At 66.2% G+C, this 14,719-nt stretch carries 11 protein-coding genes and 2 pseudogenes; 8 read left to right on the top strand and 5 right to left on the bottom strand.

What is annotated here, in order from left to right:
* Positions 1-701 precede the first annotated feature (701 nt).
* From ACV7NQ_RS30505 to ACV7NQ_RS30490, 4 genes are all read left to right on the top strand, one after another.
* Positions 702-2,888, top strand: coding sequence for an MMPL family transporter (locus ACV7NQ_RS30505; protein ID WP_463362750.1), 2,187 nt, complete (start codon positions 702-704; stop codon positions 2,886-2,888).
* A 76-nt stretch (positions 2,889-2,964) separates the two neighbouring features.
* Positions 2,965-3,165: an acyl-CoA dehydrogenase family protein gene (locus ACV7NQ_RS30500; RefSeq protein ID WP_463362749.1), complete on the top strand. Its 201-nt coding sequence runs from the start codon at positions 2,965-2,967 to the stop codon at positions 3,163-3,165.
* 351 nt (positions 3,166-3,516) lie between these two features.
* Positions 3,517-4,203, top strand: coding sequence for a TetR/AcrR family transcriptional regulator (locus ACV7NQ_RS30495; protein ID WP_463362748.1), 687 nt, complete (start codon positions 3,517-3,519; stop codon positions 4,201-4,203).
* 95 nt (positions 4,204-4,298) lie between these two features.
* Complete coding sequence (locus ACV7NQ_RS30490; protein WP_463362747.1) at positions 4,299-4,430, top strand: hypothetical protein; 132 nt, start codon at positions 4,299-4,301, stop codon at positions 4,428-4,430.
* Between the two features lie 90 nt (positions 4,431-4,520).
* On the opposite strand, the gene ACV7NQ_RS30485 is transcribed toward ACV7NQ_RS30490, so the two are convergent.
* Positions 4,521-4,895: a DoxX family protein gene (locus ACV7NQ_RS30485; protein WP_463362746.1), complete on the bottom strand. Its 375-nt coding sequence runs from the start codon at positions 4,893-4,895 to the stop codon at positions 4,521-4,523.
* A gap of 240 nt (positions 4,896-5,135) precedes the next feature.
* Between ACV7NQ_RS30485 and ACV7NQ_RS30480 the strand changes: the two genes are divergently transcribed.
* From ACV7NQ_RS30480 to ACV7NQ_RS30465, 4 genes and pseudogenes are all read left to right on the top strand, one after another.
* Complete coding sequence (locus tag ACV7NQ_RS30480) at positions 5,136-5,627, top strand: MarR family winged helix-turn-helix transcriptional regulator (RefSeq protein ID WP_463362745.1); 492 nt, start codon at positions 5,136-5,138, stop codon at positions 5,625-5,627.
* A 490-nt stretch (positions 5,628-6,117) separates the two neighbouring features.
* Positions 6,118-7,038 (top strand): annotated as a pseudogene (locus ACV7NQ_RS30475) (oxygenase MpaB family protein); the annotation flags it as partial.
* Positions 7,039-7,143: 105 nt separating this feature from the next.
* On the top strand, positions 7,144-8,520 hold the full coding sequence (locus tag ACV7NQ_RS30470; RefSeq protein WP_463365877.1) for a cytochrome P450: 1,377 nt from the start codon (positions 7,144-7,146) through the stop codon (positions 8,518-8,520).
* Positions 8,517-8,690, top strand: a pseudogene (locus ACV7NQ_RS30465) (hypothetical protein); the annotation flags it as partial. The gene ACV7NQ_RS30470 and the pseudogene ACV7NQ_RS30465, both read left to right, overlap by 4 nt.
* 351 nt (positions 8,691-9,041) lie before the next feature.
* On the opposite strand, the gene ACV7NQ_RS30460 reads toward ACV7NQ_RS30465, so the two are convergent.
* From ACV7NQ_RS30460 to ACV7NQ_RS30445, 4 genes are read right to left on the bottom strand one after another with little or no spacing between them, the layout of a single operon-like run.
* Positions 9,042-10,367 (bottom strand): pyridoxal-phosphate dependent enzyme, encoded by a 1,326-nt coding sequence (locus tag ACV7NQ_RS30460; protein ID WP_463362744.1) that lies wholly within the window; start codon positions 10,365-10,367, stop codon positions 9,042-9,044.
* Entirely contained in the window at positions 10,367-11,935 is a 1,569-nt protein-coding gene (locus tag ACV7NQ_RS30455; RefSeq protein WP_463362743.1) for a type III PLP-dependent enzyme domain-containing protein, read from the bottom strand. Before ACV7NQ_RS30455 ends, ACV7NQ_RS30460 begins: the two co-directional genes overlap by 1 nt.
* Positions 11,932-13,218: a heavy-metal-associated domain-containing protein gene (locus ACV7NQ_RS30450; RefSeq protein WP_463362742.1), complete on the bottom strand. Its 1,287-nt coding sequence runs from the start codon at positions 13,216-13,218 to the stop codon at positions 11,932-11,934. The genes ACV7NQ_RS30455 and ACV7NQ_RS30450 overlap by 4 nt, the downstream gene beginning before the upstream one ends.
* A complete protein-coding gene (locus tag ACV7NQ_RS30445) occupies positions 13,215-14,501 on the bottom strand; it encodes an aminotransferase class V-fold PLP-dependent enzyme (RefSeq protein ID WP_463362741.1) in 1,287 nt (428 codons plus the stop codon). Before ACV7NQ_RS30445 ends, ACV7NQ_RS30450 begins: the two co-directional genes overlap by 4 nt.
* Between the last annotated feature and the right edge of the window lie 218 nt (positions 14,502-14,719).

Raw genomic sequence — 14,719 nt, 5'->3', positions numbered from 1 at the left:
CCCGGACGATCTCGCCGATCGCTACTGGGATATCTTCACCAAGCGCGATCGGGTCGAAGAGATCTATCCGCCACTCGCCGAGAATGCCCACGGGGATAAGAGTTGACAGCGGGCCAATCAGCGCGACACCGCCGCAACAGCATTCGGAAGCTGATCGACAGAATCCTCGAGCGCGGGCTCGCGGGTCGAGCCGCTGATTTCACGACTCCGATGCAGGCCGCCGCCGGACCAGTGGTCTGACAGAGCTCAAAGCCACCACAAGCTCGTGGTCTTGACTGCCTGCTCTGCCGCTGGATTGAGTGCCGGACCGCCACAGGTGATGGACTTCATCGGTGCCGCTGGGCCGGACCGCCACTCGGTGGCCGAAGTACATCAGCTCCCAGACGGCGGTCGGGCTCGAGTACTCCTCGGCCAGATTGCCGCCGCGGTAGACCCGGACCGTGGCCGTGCCAGTGAAGCGGTGGTACGCGCCAGGAGGGACGGCGGTCACAACCCGCGAGAAAGCGCCCACCAGGCGACGGGCGACCAGCTACCGCAAGCTCAAAGACTTCGGTATCGGCAGAGCAGCGTTCTCCCGGCGGCCCAGAGTGTCGTCGGGTCCGTCGACATTCTGCTTGCTACGTTGTTGCGTCGACACCAGGTCACGGTCCTGAAAAGCCGATGGCACCGGGACTTGCGGCGGCTCGGAGAAAAGGACCATCATGTCCCGTTATCTGCATGCTCTCGGTCGGTCCATCGTACAGCGGCGCTGGTGGGTGCTCGCCGTCTGGCTTGTCCTGCTCGCGGTGTCCATCTCCTTCGCGGTCGGCGCCGACGGCAAGACCAACGACAACTTCACGGTGCCGGGCACCGAATCCCAGGATGCCGTCACGTTGCTGCAGCAGCGCCTACCGACTTTCGGCGGAGCCCAGATGCAGGTCGTGTTCGCGCCCCGCGGGACGGCGAAGGTCACCGACCCCGGTCTCAGCGCAGGCATCGCGGCCGCAATGGCGAACCTCGAGACTGTGCCGCAGGTAGCCACCGCCATCGATCCGTTCCAGGCGAAGACAGTGTCACCGGACGAGCACGTCGCCCTGGGGACCGTTCAGTTCTCCGTCGGTGCGGGCGAAGTCGAAACGTCCACGCTCGACGACGTCGAGCGGGCTGCGCAACCCGCCCGCGACGCGGGGCTGGAGGTCGAGTACGCCGGTGCCGTCTATCCTGGGTTCTCGATGAGCATCCCGGAGACGCCCGAACTCTTCGGCGTGGCGGCGGCACTCATCATTCTCCTGATCACCTTCGGTGCAGTCGTCGCCGCCGGACTCCCCATCGTCACCGCGCTCATCGGCGTGGCCATCGGAGTCACCGGGATCACGGGCATCGCCGCCTTCGTCGACGTGCCCTCCGCGGCAACGTCTCTCGGGTTGATGCTGGGTTTGTCGTGCGGCATCGACTACGCGCTGTTCATCCTGTCCCGGCACCGCAACAACATCATGCGCGGACTCGCGTCGGAGGATTCGATACCGCTGGCGGTCGGAACCGCGGGCAGCTCCGTGGTTTTCGCGGCGATCACGGTGATCATCGCGCTGTGCGGTCTGTCGATCGTCGGGCTCCCGTTCCTGACGGTGATGGGGTTGACCGCGGCGGGCGTGGTGCTGGTGGCGATGCTGGTCGCGCTCACGCTGCTACCCGCGCTGCTCGGCTTCGCCGGCACCACCGTCGCCCGATTCGTCGCCACCCCGCTGCGGCCCGGACACCACGAAAAGGTGGCCCGGACAGCGGCGCTGGAACCCGAGCAGACCGGCGGGCACGCCTGGGGAAGGTTCGTCACCCGCTTCCGAATTCCGTTGCTGGTCATCGGGATTGCGGCGCTCGCGGTGCTGGCCGCGCCGGTCACAAAGATGGAGCTAGGACTGCCCAGCGGTGGATCGCTGCCCACCTCCAGCACCGCACGCAAGGCATACGATCTGATCAGCAACTCGTTCGGCCCCGGATTCAACGGACCGCTGCTCGCGGTCGTCGACGTCTCGCAGGCCACCGACCCCAACGCCGTCGCCACCCTCGCCGCCGGGCTGCAGGCCGAGCCGGACGTGGCCACGGTGCTGCCGTCGGTCAACCAGAACGGCGTCGCGCTGCTGCAAGTCGTGCCGAAAACCGGACCCAACGATACCGAGACCACCGATCTGGTCAACCGGATCCGCGACGACCGCACTCGTATCGAGGCGAACACCGGCACCACTTATCTCATCGGCGGCACCACCGCCGCCAACATTGACACCTCCAAGCGGCTCGGCCAAGCCCTGCCGTTGTTCCTGGTCGTCGTCATCGGGCTGGCGCTGATCCTGCTGACCATCGCATTCCGCACGATCCTGGTACCGATCAGCTCCATCATCGGTTTCGTCGGATCGGTGTTCGCTGCCCTCGGCGCGCAGGTCGCGGTGTTCCAATGGGGTTGGGGCGCAGATCAACTCGGCGTCGTCCCCGGAGAGACACTGAGCTTCCTGCCGATCATCGTGCTGGCCATCATCTTCGGGCTGTCCAGCGACTATCAGATTTTCGTGGTCTCCCGGATCAAGGAGGAACACACCAGGACGGCCGACGCCCGCGCGTCGGTGGAAAACGGTGTGGCCCATGCTGCCCGGGTGGTGACCGCCGCCGCACTCATCATGTTCGCGGTCTTCGCCGCATTCATCACCGTTGACAACCCGATCATCAAGTCACTCGCCTTCAGCTTGGCCGTCGGCGTTCTGCTCGACGCCTTCCTGGTGCGCTTGACATTGATCCCCGCGATCATGGCCATCGTCGGCAACCGGATGTGGTTTCACCCGCGCTGGTTCGCCCGGTACGTCCCCGACCTCGACATCGAGGGCGCCACCCTCGACGCAGAACTCATCGGCGCAGCGCCATAGGTTTTCGGCACACCGGCGCTGCCAGCAATTCGACACCGCTTTCTGACCAGCTCTAACCTCCGCGCAAGAACTACCGGTGGCTGCGGCCGCCGCCCGGGCCCGAGCCGCGCAGAGCTACCTGACCATCGCGACGAACACGGTCCTGCTGCACGGCGGCATCGGCTACACCTGGGAGCACGACGCCCATCTCTTCTACCGCAACGCAATCGCGGGCAAGTCCCTCGCGGGCGGACTCGACTACCAACTCGACCGCCTGGCGGACAAGCTGGCCATCTAACGGCACACCGAACGGCACCTGCAGATCTGCCTGCCACGCCGCACTTTTCCTTCGATTGAACGAGTTTCAGCACCCCGGCGCAGAGGGAAGCGGCGGCGAGTACACCCGCAATGATCCACAACAGGACGTCCATGGCTCCGAGCCTTTCGGATCACATCAACCCGGCGGCGCCAACAATAAGCGCCGACCGCGATGCAGATGATCATCTGTGTAGCGCGCGGCGTCATATTTCGCGCATCGAGCCCAGAGACACCTATCCTGGCTGCGCAACCCCGGTGAGGTGGTCCCTGGTCCGGCGGTCGAGCGACCGGCCGTGGGAAAATGCGGAGGTGATACTAGAGGGGTGCTCGCGTGGCTGATGCCCGAACCGAACGCTGGGTTGACCATCGGGCCAAGGTCCGTAAGCAGCTCGTCGAATCGGCCATGCGCGCGGTCGACGCCATCGGACCGCAGGTCAGCATGCGGGAGATTGCCGCGGAGGCGAAGATACCGAAGCCGACGCTGTATCGCTTCTTTACCGATAAGTCCGAGCTGGCCACCGCGATCGGCGACCGCATACGGGATGACATCACGGAACGGATTACCAATGGTCCGACCGAGGCCGACGCGACCCTGGGGACGTTCCTGCGCTCGGGCATCATCACGTACCTGAAATTGGCTGATGAGCATCCGAACATTTTTCGATTCGTGGTGCTCACCATGTCGGAATCGACGGAGTCCGCCAATGCGAGCCTGGACCGAGGTTCGAATGCGTCCGAGGACCTGGCGGCCGTCCTGCGCACGATCATGCTGGCACTGGGCGGTGCCGACACCGATGTCGGCCTCTCCGCGTACATGCTGGTCGGCAGCACCATGAGCGCCGGGCAGTGGTGGATCGACCATCCCGCGCGCGATATCGGCCTGTCCCACCTCATCGACAAGGTCGACCAGAATGCGCGGTCGCTGATTCAGGCCACCGCGCATGCCAACGGCATCCACATCGATTTCGACGCGCCGATCGCGGGCTATTTCACCACCCCGGCCGCGGCGGCCAACTGATTCAGTTCACCCCTTCGCGAGGGACGGCCACTCGAGCCGCTCCCCCAGAGCAAGGTCCCCGCGCGGCACCGGTTCGTGCACTCGAAGCCCGTGCGATGTACAGCTCTGACGCCCTCACCGACCGGCTCTTCGGCCCGGCCCGGCTCACCCCTGACCGTCTCGAGGAACACGCCCAGGCGGTCGCCGACCTGCTGATGGACGGCCTTCGACCGGTACCGCAGACCTGACGCCGCAACTCGCTTCGCTCGGGCTCAGCTCCGATTCTCGACAACAGGCTGCCGGGTCATGTCGCAGTCTCGCTGATGTGATCGCTGGAGCTAGCTGATGGAGTAGGGGCCGAAGCGGCCCCATGCGACGAGCACCGCCAGTGCGAACAGGACTACGTTGGCGCTGATCGAGCTGTACTCGTTGCGGCGGATGTGTACGACCGCTGCGAGAACCATGGTCAAAGCAAGCCCGCAGGCCGCCAGCGGGGTGAGCACGACGGCGATTCCAGTGGCCGCAGGCAGGATCAACCCGAGCGCCCCGGCCAACTCGGTCACACCGATCAGGCGCAGCGTGCCGGTGGAGACGTCGTCCACCCACGGCATGTTCTTTCGCAGCTTCTCTTTGGGTTGGGTGCCTTTCATCAAGCCCGCAAGCCCGAAGGCCACGGCCAGCACGCTTTGGATAATCCACAGTGTAACGTTCACGAGTTCGTTCCTTATCGGTGATGTCGACGACAATCGCGCCGCGGTTCTAACCTGCGGCGATGACTGCCAAACCGCTGGCGGTACGCGCGGGCGCCAGCACGCGTCGTTGTTCTCCGGTCGAGCGGATCAACTATTCTTCCAGTCAGTTAAACAGTTAAGTGAACACTAGACCCTCATCACTCAAACTTGCAAGCGATGGAGAGCGCTGGATCACTCCATCATTCAAGTTAAAATGGGACTATGGGAACCGCGGAACAGCCACGCTGGCTCGATGACGAAGAGCAACAGGCATGGATCGCGCTGGTTAGCATGCTGATCCGGCTCCCCGCGGCCCTTGATGCGCAACTACAGGACGATGCCGAGATCAGCCACTTCGAGTACCAAGTGCTGTCCGGGCTGTCCATGTCGCCCGAACGGACACTGCGCATGAGTGTGCTGGCGACGCTGACCGACGGCTCGCTGGCTCGGCTTTCTCAGGCGGTGCGCCGCCTCGAGAAACGCAACTGGGTGCGTCGCGCACCCGACCCCGCCGACGGCCGCTACACCCTGGCCACCCTCACCGACGAGGGCTGGGCCAAAGTCGTCGCCACCGCACCCGGACACGTCGGAGCAGTCCGACGGTATGTGTTCGACGCGCTCACCAAAGCACAGGTCAGTCAGTTGGCGCGGATCGGTCACCGCATCATGCACGCCATCGACCCGGCCCAGATTTGCGCCGAACAGCCCAACTAGCGCGTGATGCGACAGGAGAACATCGCCAGCTGGTCGGGTGAACGTCACTCGGATGACCATGCAGCGAGCTCGGCAGAATTACTGCAGCACCGCGACCGCCTGGATCTGAAGGTGCAGTGGGCAATCCGAGCTGTGATCTCATTGCTGACCGTGCCATCCGACGGCCCGAAACAGCGCAGTTCGGCCGCACATCGACCCCGCACAGAAACCTCGCTTCCATCGGTATCTGATACCGATGGCTGTGAGTGTCCAATGAGTCACATACCTCGGTCAAGAGCTCGGCGTCGATTCGACAAATTAGCGGTCGGCGACCTTAGGGTCGCCATTCACAACCTTGACGACACCTACCGACGAGTGCAAGCTTGGACCATCGGTATCAGATACCGGCAGAATCTGCGGTGCGGGGACCTGGTCTCGCCGTGCCGTTCGGCGCTGTCCGTGGCGACACACATACATAGATTTGTTCCATTGCTTCACGAGAGATGGCGCCATGACCGCGTTCGACGGATCCAAATTCGACACCGACATACGCGAAGCGGTGCCCATGCCGGTGGAGGACGAGGTCTTGGATGCCTCGCCGCGGCTGGGACCCGAGAGCCTGGTATGGAAATTCTTCGGTGACGTCCGCAGCTTCATCGGCTTCCAGCGCCTGGCCGGCACGGAGAACTGCATCGAGCAGTTGGGGAAGGCGGTGGAGGATCACTCGCAGTTCTTCGCCGACACCCTCGGCCGCGGCCGCCGCACCGGTCCACCGATCCAGAAGACCGTCTATTCCGCGGACTCCCACCACTGGGGCCGGACCATCCGCGACTTCCACAAGCCGGTCAAGGGCACCATCAGCGACGGATCGCGCTACCACGCCATGAATCCCGAGCTGTTCTATTGGGCGCACGCCACCTTCGTCGACCAGACCCTCTACATCACCGACACCTTCATCCGGCGGCTGTCGTACGAGGAGAAAGTGCAGATCTTCGAGGAGAGCAAGGTCTGGTTCCAGCTGTACGGGATCAGCAACCGCGGCGAGCCGCAGACGTATGAGGAATTCCTCTCGTACTGGGACGGGATGCTGGACAAATTCGTGCCGACCAAGACGATCCGCTACGCCACCGGCTACATCCGCAAGGGCATTCCCCGTCCGGAACGGATACCGGAGCCCGTGTGGAACCTGGTCCTGGCTCCCGCGCTGAACGGATTCGTACGCAATATCGTCGTCGGGACGCTGCCGCAGCAGATGCGCGACGTGTGCAGCCTGGAGTGGGATGAGAAGAAGGAGAAGCGTTATCAGCGGTTCGCTGCCGGCATGCGAGCGTTGAACCCGCTGTTCAACCGACTTCCGGTACGCGGGCTCTATACCTCGTTCGCGGCCGAGGCGTGGGAACGGACCGGCGTGGATCCGCGAGCGCTCCACAACGGCGAACCGACCCGGCTGGATCGCATTCTCGCGGTCGTACCGCAGGGCACCGGCCGAAAACTGAATGACAGCACCAAAACTGGAGCCCGGCGCGTGCGCGCGGCCCTGCCGGGCGGCGGCAAGCCGAAGACCGTACGCCGTCAGCTGCTGGCCGCTCCGCCGCCGGGTAGCGATCTGAAGCCGATCTATGGCACCGGCTACTCCGCCATCGCCGAGGGAATTCAGTTCCGCCGCAATCCATTACGGTCGGTCGCACAGCGACGAGAACAGTTCGGCGACATCAGCTTCATGAAAGGCCTAGGCAACACGCTCGTGGGCCCGCTCTCCCCGGACGGGATCGAGGCGGTGGCGATGAATCGCCAGAAGGCATTTGCCTCGGAGCCCGGATGGGGCTTCATGATCGGCAGGTTCTTCCGTCGCGGCCTGCTGCTGATGGACTTCGAGGAGCACCGCTATCACCGGCTGGTGCTGCAGCAGGCATTCACCACGGCGCGCCTGAAGGGCTACATGCAGCAGATGGAGCCGATGATCCGCGCGCGGGTGGCCGAACTCCCCGACGGCGACAACATTCGCCTGCTGCACGAGTTCAAGCAACTCACGCTGGACGTGGCGCTGGAGATCTTCCTCGGCCTCGAACTGCCGCGTGCGGAGGCCGCCCGGATCAACAAGGCATTTATCGACTGCGTCGATGCCGGGATGTCGCTGGTGCGCTTCGACCTGCCGGGCACGAGATGGTCGCGGGGAATTGCCGGGCGAAAGGTGCTGGAGGAGTTCATGTATCAACACCTGCCCGCCAAGCGGGCCCAGCAGACACCGGACCTGTTCTCCACGCTGTGCCACATCGCCTCCGACGAGGGCCACACCTTCACCGACGAGGACGTGGTCAACCACATAATCTTCTTGCTGATGGCCGCGCACGACACCTCGACCATCACCATGACGACCATGGCCTACTACCTGGCCCAAAACCTCGAATGGCAGAGCAAGGCGCGCGCGCAATCACGAGAACTGCCCGCCGAAATCAGCTATGACACGCTGCCGCAGTTCACGGTGCTGGACGCGGTCATGAAGGAATCGCTGCGCTTGAACGCCCCGGTACCCGGCCTGGTGCGCGAGGCCGTCGCCGACACCGAGATCGACGGCTATTTCGTGCCGAAGGGGACACAGATCGCCGCAATGGCCATGGCCAGCCACTACAACCCCGCCCTGTGGACCGACCCCGAAAAGTTCGACCCGGATCGGTTTTCGCCGGAGCGAGCGGAGGACAAGTCGCATCGTTACGCCTGGATGCCCTTCGGCGGCGGCGTCCACAAGTGCATCGGCCTTTATTTCGGACAGCTGGAAATCAAGACCATCATGCACAACCTGCTGCTCACCAGCCAGTGGACAGTGCCGGCCGGATACCAGTGGAAGCTCGACTATTCCACGCTGCCCATCCCCAAGGACGGCCTGCCGGTTCGACTGCAGAAGTACGACAAATGAGCGGCCGCAACCACAATGGCGTGGGTCGAGCGCAGATCGATATCCCCGGCAGCCATGCCGAACGGCACCGGGACCGCCACCTCGGAACAGGCGATACTCGCGGCGGCGCGCGCGCGGAATTCGAACGCTACGGGGTGCGTCGGACCGCCATGGACGACATCGCGCGCCGTGCGGGAATCAGCCGCAGCACGCTCTACCGCCGATCCCGCGCCAAGGAAGCGCTGTTCGAGGTGTTCGAGGTCGCCGGGTCACTGCGGCGCAGCGGGGTGACCATGATCGCATCAGGTGTTCGGGCCACGGCATCTGTGAAGCCCTCTCCGACATCTTCGAGGTCGACGCCGACGGCACCTAGCGAGCCTGCTCGCGGCCGTCTTCCTGGCGGCCGGTTCGATGAAGCTCTCCCAGCCGGTGGACAAATTGGTCGTATCGGACCGATCAGGCGTGGAAGCGCACGCAGCGCGAGCACAGCGCCGTACGAGAGGAGATCCGTAACCTCGGGCGGGCGCGCCGAGTGGCGGAGTTCAGCCGCGCTCCAGGGGCAGGCCCGCGTCGCGCCACGCTACGATGCCGCCGTCGAGGCTGGCGGCGTCGTATCCCGCCCGACGGGCTCGGGCGGCGAATCGCAGCGACAACTCACCCACCGGGCAGACGAAGACCACCGGGCGCGACCGTGGGAACGGGATGCCGTGGGTGAACATGTCATCGAGCTGGTCGTCGCGGATGTTCAGCGCGCCGGGCACGTGGCCGATGCGGTAGGCCATCGCGCCACGGGTGTCGACGATGGTCGGTCGGCCGGTCCGGTCCAGCTCGGCGAGCTGCTCGGGCGACAGCGCCGGTGTGGCGGTCAGATCGGCCGGCGTCGGCGCCGGTTCGCGGTCGGCGCGGTCGAACAGGTCGGGCCTGCGCTTCTTGATATACGACAGGTAGGGCTCGAGCCGATCGCAGACGATGAACACCGCGACGATCGGCCCGTTCGAGTCGTTCGCCGAATGATCGAGTGCGCCAAGTGTTTCCAGCGCCGCAGCATAGCTCGCACCGCTGGTCGGCCCGGCGAGCACCCCGTACCCCGTTGCGAGCCGCAGCGTCGCGTCCACCGCGTCGCCTGCCGCCACGGTGACGATCCGATCGTAGAAATCGGGTTGGAACAGCCCGACATCCCACATCTCATTCTCCGACCGGATGCCCGGAATGAAGTCCGACCGCTCGGACACCACAGCGACGGTGCGCAATTCGGGATTGTGCTTGCGCAGGTAGGTGGCGGCGCCCCGGGTGGACCCGGTGGTGCCGAGCCCGCCGATCAGATAGTCGACCCTGGTGATGCCGTCGGCGGCGAGGTCCTCGTGGATTTCCCGGCCGGTGCCGTGATGGTGCACCTCGACGTTCTTCTCGTTGGTGTACTGCGACAGGTGGCGGTACACGCCGGGGTGTTGCGCCATGGTCGCCCCGATGACCGAGTAGACGTCGTTCGGCGTGGTCGGGTCCGGGCATTCGGACAGCCCGGGCAGTTCCACGATCTCGGTGCCGAACAGGTGCAGCAGATCGCGGACCTCGGCCACCTTGATCCGGTTGGTGACCGCGCGCAACCCAATGCCGTGCATCGCGCCGAGGACGCGCAGCGCCTTGGCCGTGTTTCCGCTGGAGGCCTCGATGAGAGTCTGCCCGCCCGCGCGGATCTCGTCCAGATCGTCGCGGAGCATGCCCCAGGCGACCCGGTCCTTGACCGAACCGAACGGGTTGTGCGACTCGAGCTTCGCGTAAAGCTCGACATTTGCCAGACCGTGCACCGCGGGATCGAGGCGCAGCAGGGGCGTGTTGCCGATGAGTTCGGTGATGTGTTCGTAGCGCATCAGGGAGCCTCGGCGGGTCGGACCGGCCTCGTGGGACGGTGGGGACCGCGCGGCACGGCACGGCGTGGCGGCAGCGGATCTACGGACACGGCTGGTTCGTAGTCGGCGTCGCGGACGACATGAAAACTGCCCGCGCGGTGCGCGACGGCGAGTTTCGTTGTCGGTGGATGCATCGACGCCGACGCCGCGGACAGATCCATGTGGTAGGCGGCGGTGTTCGGGAACACGACCGGATCGCCCGGCCGCGGCCGGGCGGGCAGCCACACCTTGTGATTGGTGATCAGGTCTCGCTCCAGGCACAGCCGCCCGGCGAAGTACACGCCGACCGGACCAGGGGCGGTGTCGCCCGCCGCCGCGGCGTCCACCGTCGCGCCGTCGGCCGGAGCGGGTCCGGTGGCCGCGGGCCGATCCGCCGCACCGGCCAGGATGATCGGATCGACCATGACCTCCTGGTCGGCGGGGGTCACCGAATCGCGGCTGAGGTCCACGTTCACCAGCACCGTGCCGTCGGCCAGCTCCTTGACGAACTCGACCATGGCCACCGTGACGCCCGCGTGGTCGACCAGTGCCTTACCAGGCTCGAGCCACAGGTCGAGCAGGTTGTCGCCCACGACCTGCGCCACGGTGCGCCCGCCGTGGCGCTCCAGCGGCGCGTCGAGCAGATCCGCGAGCATCCCGCTCGCGGGCACGGTGTTGGCGTACTTGTGGAACACCGGTGTTCCGTGCACGGCGCCGCCCGCGATCTGGTAGCCGAAGGTGTTGCTGCCCCAGCTCATCGGCTCCCCGCGGCCGAGCAGCGATTCGCGCAGCGCGAGCACGTACGCGTCGAACCGCTCGACGTCGGCGGTGAACACCTGACGGAATCCACCGCCGATGTCGAGCACCGACGGTGCGAGCCCGCGGTCATAGGCCTGCTCGATCAAAGCGAGGCAGGCGTCGATCGCGCGGACCCGCTCGCCGAGGTCACCGGAGTCGAGGTGGAAGGCGAAGCCGAGGAACGCGATGCGGTCGCGCTGCGCCGACAGCAGGTCGAACGCCTGCCCGATGTGCGCGAGCGGCACACCGAACCGGCTCACCTGGCTTGCGTCGAAACCGGAGACCCGAAGCAGCACAGGAACGTTCGCGTTTTTCCCGGCCAACTCGGCGATCCGGCGCAGCTCCCACAGGTTGTCCACGTTGATGGTCGCCCCGCAGTCGATGAGGTCGCGCAGGAAGGCTTCGCCCTTCGGTCCGGTCACCTCGATGCGCGCCGGATCGAACCCGGCGCCCACAGCGCTGGCCAGCTCGTACGGCGAGGCCACGTCGACGGCGATGCCCGCGTGCTCGGCCGTGCGGACCAACGCCCGGGACTGGTTCACCTTGTGCGCGTAGCAGATCCGGTGCCGGGGCAGCCGCGGGTCGAGCACTGTACGCAGACTCGTGAGGTTCTCCGTGTACACCTGCGGGAACACCAGGTGTGCGGGGGAGCCGAATCGCGCCAGCGTCTCCGCCACAGCACCCGGTGTGTCGAGGAAGGCGCGCACCAGCGGATGAAGCTTCGCGGGTAGCGCCGGCAGCGGCGCCGTCATACCGCGGTTTCCGACGGCTCCGCGGCGGATTCCCGCGCCGCGGTCTCCGGCTGCTCGGCAACCGGGTTGTAGCCGCCGTCGCGGATGGCTTCGAACGCCCGCGCCCGGTTGCGCGGGCTGCGGAACTCCGCGACCACCCGCTTGCTGATCAGGTCGATGTCGACAACGCGGATGTCCATCGACTCCAGCACCCCGCCGATCGTTCGGACGCAGTGCTTGCAGGTCATGTCCGGCACGTAGAACACCTGGTCCTCGGCGGTGGCAGCGCGGTCGGCGGTCGCCTCATCGAGATCGGCGCTTACCTCGACGATCTCGCAGCGCTCGGCGATCTCGGTGAACGTCGCGACGAACCGGTCGACCACCACGGGCAGGAGGCTGTAGTGCTCGCCGCTGCGCTGGTGCGGCATGGCGGCGAGGCAGCCGGGGCGGGTGCCGGAGGGCAGCAGCGCGTACTGGCGGGAGATCAGGTCGAGATCGTCATGGTACTTGGCGATCGCGTCCGGGACCGACAGCGCCTCGACGGTGGTGGCGCGGCGCATCACGGTGTGCGCGTCGGCGATGGTGGCGTCCTTCATCGCGCGCAGCGTCGCCACCGTCTCCGCCGAGTAGCGGACCGTTCCGTCGGGCTGAGCGACGAGCGTCACCGGGATCATGCCGCGCCGATAAGTAGAGGCCTGCAACTCCCAGTACCAACGGGTGGCCACGGCGGCGAACAGGCCGGAATCGTGGATGCCCCTGGCGAATTCGGCGGCGCTGCGATACGGGGCCTGCCTGGCCAGCAGCGCGTGCTGCGCCAGCGCACGGCCGGCGGCCTCGATGCCCACCCGGAAGATGTCGAGCGGGTCATGATCGGTGGTCGTGCCGTCCAACACCGCGTGTTCGCGCGGTCCGAGGACCGAAACCCGCTCGGCGAAACCGGAATCCGCATCCAGCGCGTGCCACAGCGCCAGGACGGTCTCGCGCATCGCGATCGGCACCAGCGGTCCGAGCCCGTCGGCGCGGAAATGTCCCGTGTTCGGGATGCCGTCGCTGTCGGTCCATGCGATCCGGTGGGTGGCGCTGGTCACCTGGTCCGCGCGGCACGGCCGCATGAATCGCTCCAGATACAGCCGCTGCGAGTAGGTGAGATGGCTGTTTGGCTCGAGATGCAGTGCAGCGCAGGTGAAGTCGAACCGGCGCGGCTCGGGCGGCTGAACCGGTGCGGTGAACAGCCTCGGCTGCGCCAGCCCGGCCAGCACCCGGGACGCGGCCCTCCGGTCGTAACGCGGGGTGTCGATCGTCACGTGACCTCCTTGGCAATTGTCTTGACGCACGTGGTGAATCGGTCGATCTCGTCGGGGGTGTTGTAGACGTGCGTGCTGACCCGCACCGAGTCGGCGTCGGCGCCCGCGGCGGGGGTGCAGTGCGCGCCGGTGCGCACGAGAAATCCCAGCTCGCTCAACACGAATCCCAGGTCGGTCGACGAGATGCCGTTCAGCGTGAACGAGACGATCCCGTAGCCGACCGCGCAGGCGGCGTACGCAGGGCCGGGCAGGAACTCCAGCCCCGGAATCGGTCGCAGGCCGTCGATCAGGCGCAGCGTCAAGTCACGGTTGTGCGCGGCGATCGCACCGACGTCGAACGATTCCAGCACCTCCAGCGCGCTGCCGAACGCGAGGATGCCGGGGATGTTGTGCGTCCCGCCCTCCAGCAACTCGGGCATCGCCGCCGGTGTCAGCCCGGCCGCGCCGAGACGCACCCCGGAGTTGCCTCCGGGCAGGAACGGCACGAGGCTGTCGTGAACGCGCCTGCGGCAGTACAACACTCCGGTTCCTGGCGCGCCGAACATTTTGTGCGCGGCGAAGATCGCGAAATCCGCGTCGAGCTCGGTCACGTCGATCGGAAGGTGCCCGCCGCTCTGCGAGCAGTCGAAGCACAGCAGGATGGCGGGATCGATCCGCCCGCGCAATTCCTCCAGCGTGGTGAGGCCGCCGAAGACGTGGTGCAGATGGCTGGTCGTGATCAGCCGGGTCCGCGGCGTGACCTTGGTCAGGATGTCGTCGGTGTCCGCCTCGCCCGCGCCGGTCACCCGATAGGGGACCAGCGAGACGCGGCGCCCGAACCGCGCCAGCAGCCCACGCAGGTGATGCCATGGGTACACGTTCGACGCGTGATCGCTTTCGTTGTAGAGGATTTCGTCGCCGTCCGCGAGAGCCGCCAGCCCCCACGACAGCGCAACGGCGTTGAGCGCGGCAGTGGCGCCGCCGGTGAACACCACCTCGTCGGGGTGCTCGGCGCCGATGAACGCGGCGGTGTGCTCCCGGACGCGGGCGATCCGTGCGGACAGGCCCGTCGCCCACGGGTAGGTGCCGCGTCCCGCGTTGGCGGTGCGGGAGCTGTAATAGCGGTGGATGGTCTCGATGACCGGCAACGGTTTCTGCGTGGTGGCGGCGCTGTCGAGGTAGACCTCGGTGGCATCGGCCAACGCGGGGAACAGCGCGCGCACCGCGGTGGGCGCGAGCGTCGGCACTTCCGGTAGCCGCGCGGCCTTCGGCCGAGCGAACTGCGACCTCGAGGCAGGGGACATCAACGTGACGCTCCCTTCACCCGAAACGCTGGCACCACCCACGATACATTTTTGGTACGGACTTCGAAGTTTTCTCGTGGACAACGGCTTTCAGAGCTAGCCTGGCGCCATGCCGCTGACCTCGGATCTGCGGCCGGAGCACTGGCTCACGGCCGACCTGGGCAACCTGAGCGAGCTCTAGCTACTTGCCCCTGAAAGAGTCGGTGTGAGTGAGGCCG

The organism is Nocardia sp. Tas62D01 (assembly GCF_055232035.1).
The sequence above is the reverse complement of the archived record's forward strand: the minus strand, read 5'-3'. Positions and strand labels throughout refer to the sequence as shown.

Coding starts and splice junctions, on each gene's coding strand:
- ACV7NQ_RS30505 (WP_463362750.1), top strand. CDS start 702: ATGTCCCGTTATCTGCATGCTCTCGGTCGGTCCATCGTACAGCGGCGC.
- ACV7NQ_RS30490 (WP_463362747.1), top strand. CDS start 4,299: ATGTACAGCTCTGACGCCCTCACCGACCGGCTCTTCGGCCCGGCCCGG.
- ACV7NQ_RS30445 (WP_463362741.1), bottom strand. CDS start 14,501: ATGTCCCCTGCCTCGAGGTCGCAGTTCGCTCGGCCGAAGGCCGCGCGG.
- ACV7NQ_RS30460 (WP_463362744.1), bottom strand. CDS start 10,367: ATGCGCTACGAACACATCACCGAACTCATCGGCAACACGCCCCTGCTG.
- ACV7NQ_RS30455 (WP_463362743.1), bottom strand. CDS start 11,935: ATGACGGCGCCGCTGCCGGCGCTACCCGCGAAGCTTCATCCGCTGGTG.
- ACV7NQ_RS30480 (WP_463362745.1), top strand. CDS start 5,136: ATGGGAACCGCGGAACAGCCACGCTGGCTCGATGACGAAGAGCAACAG.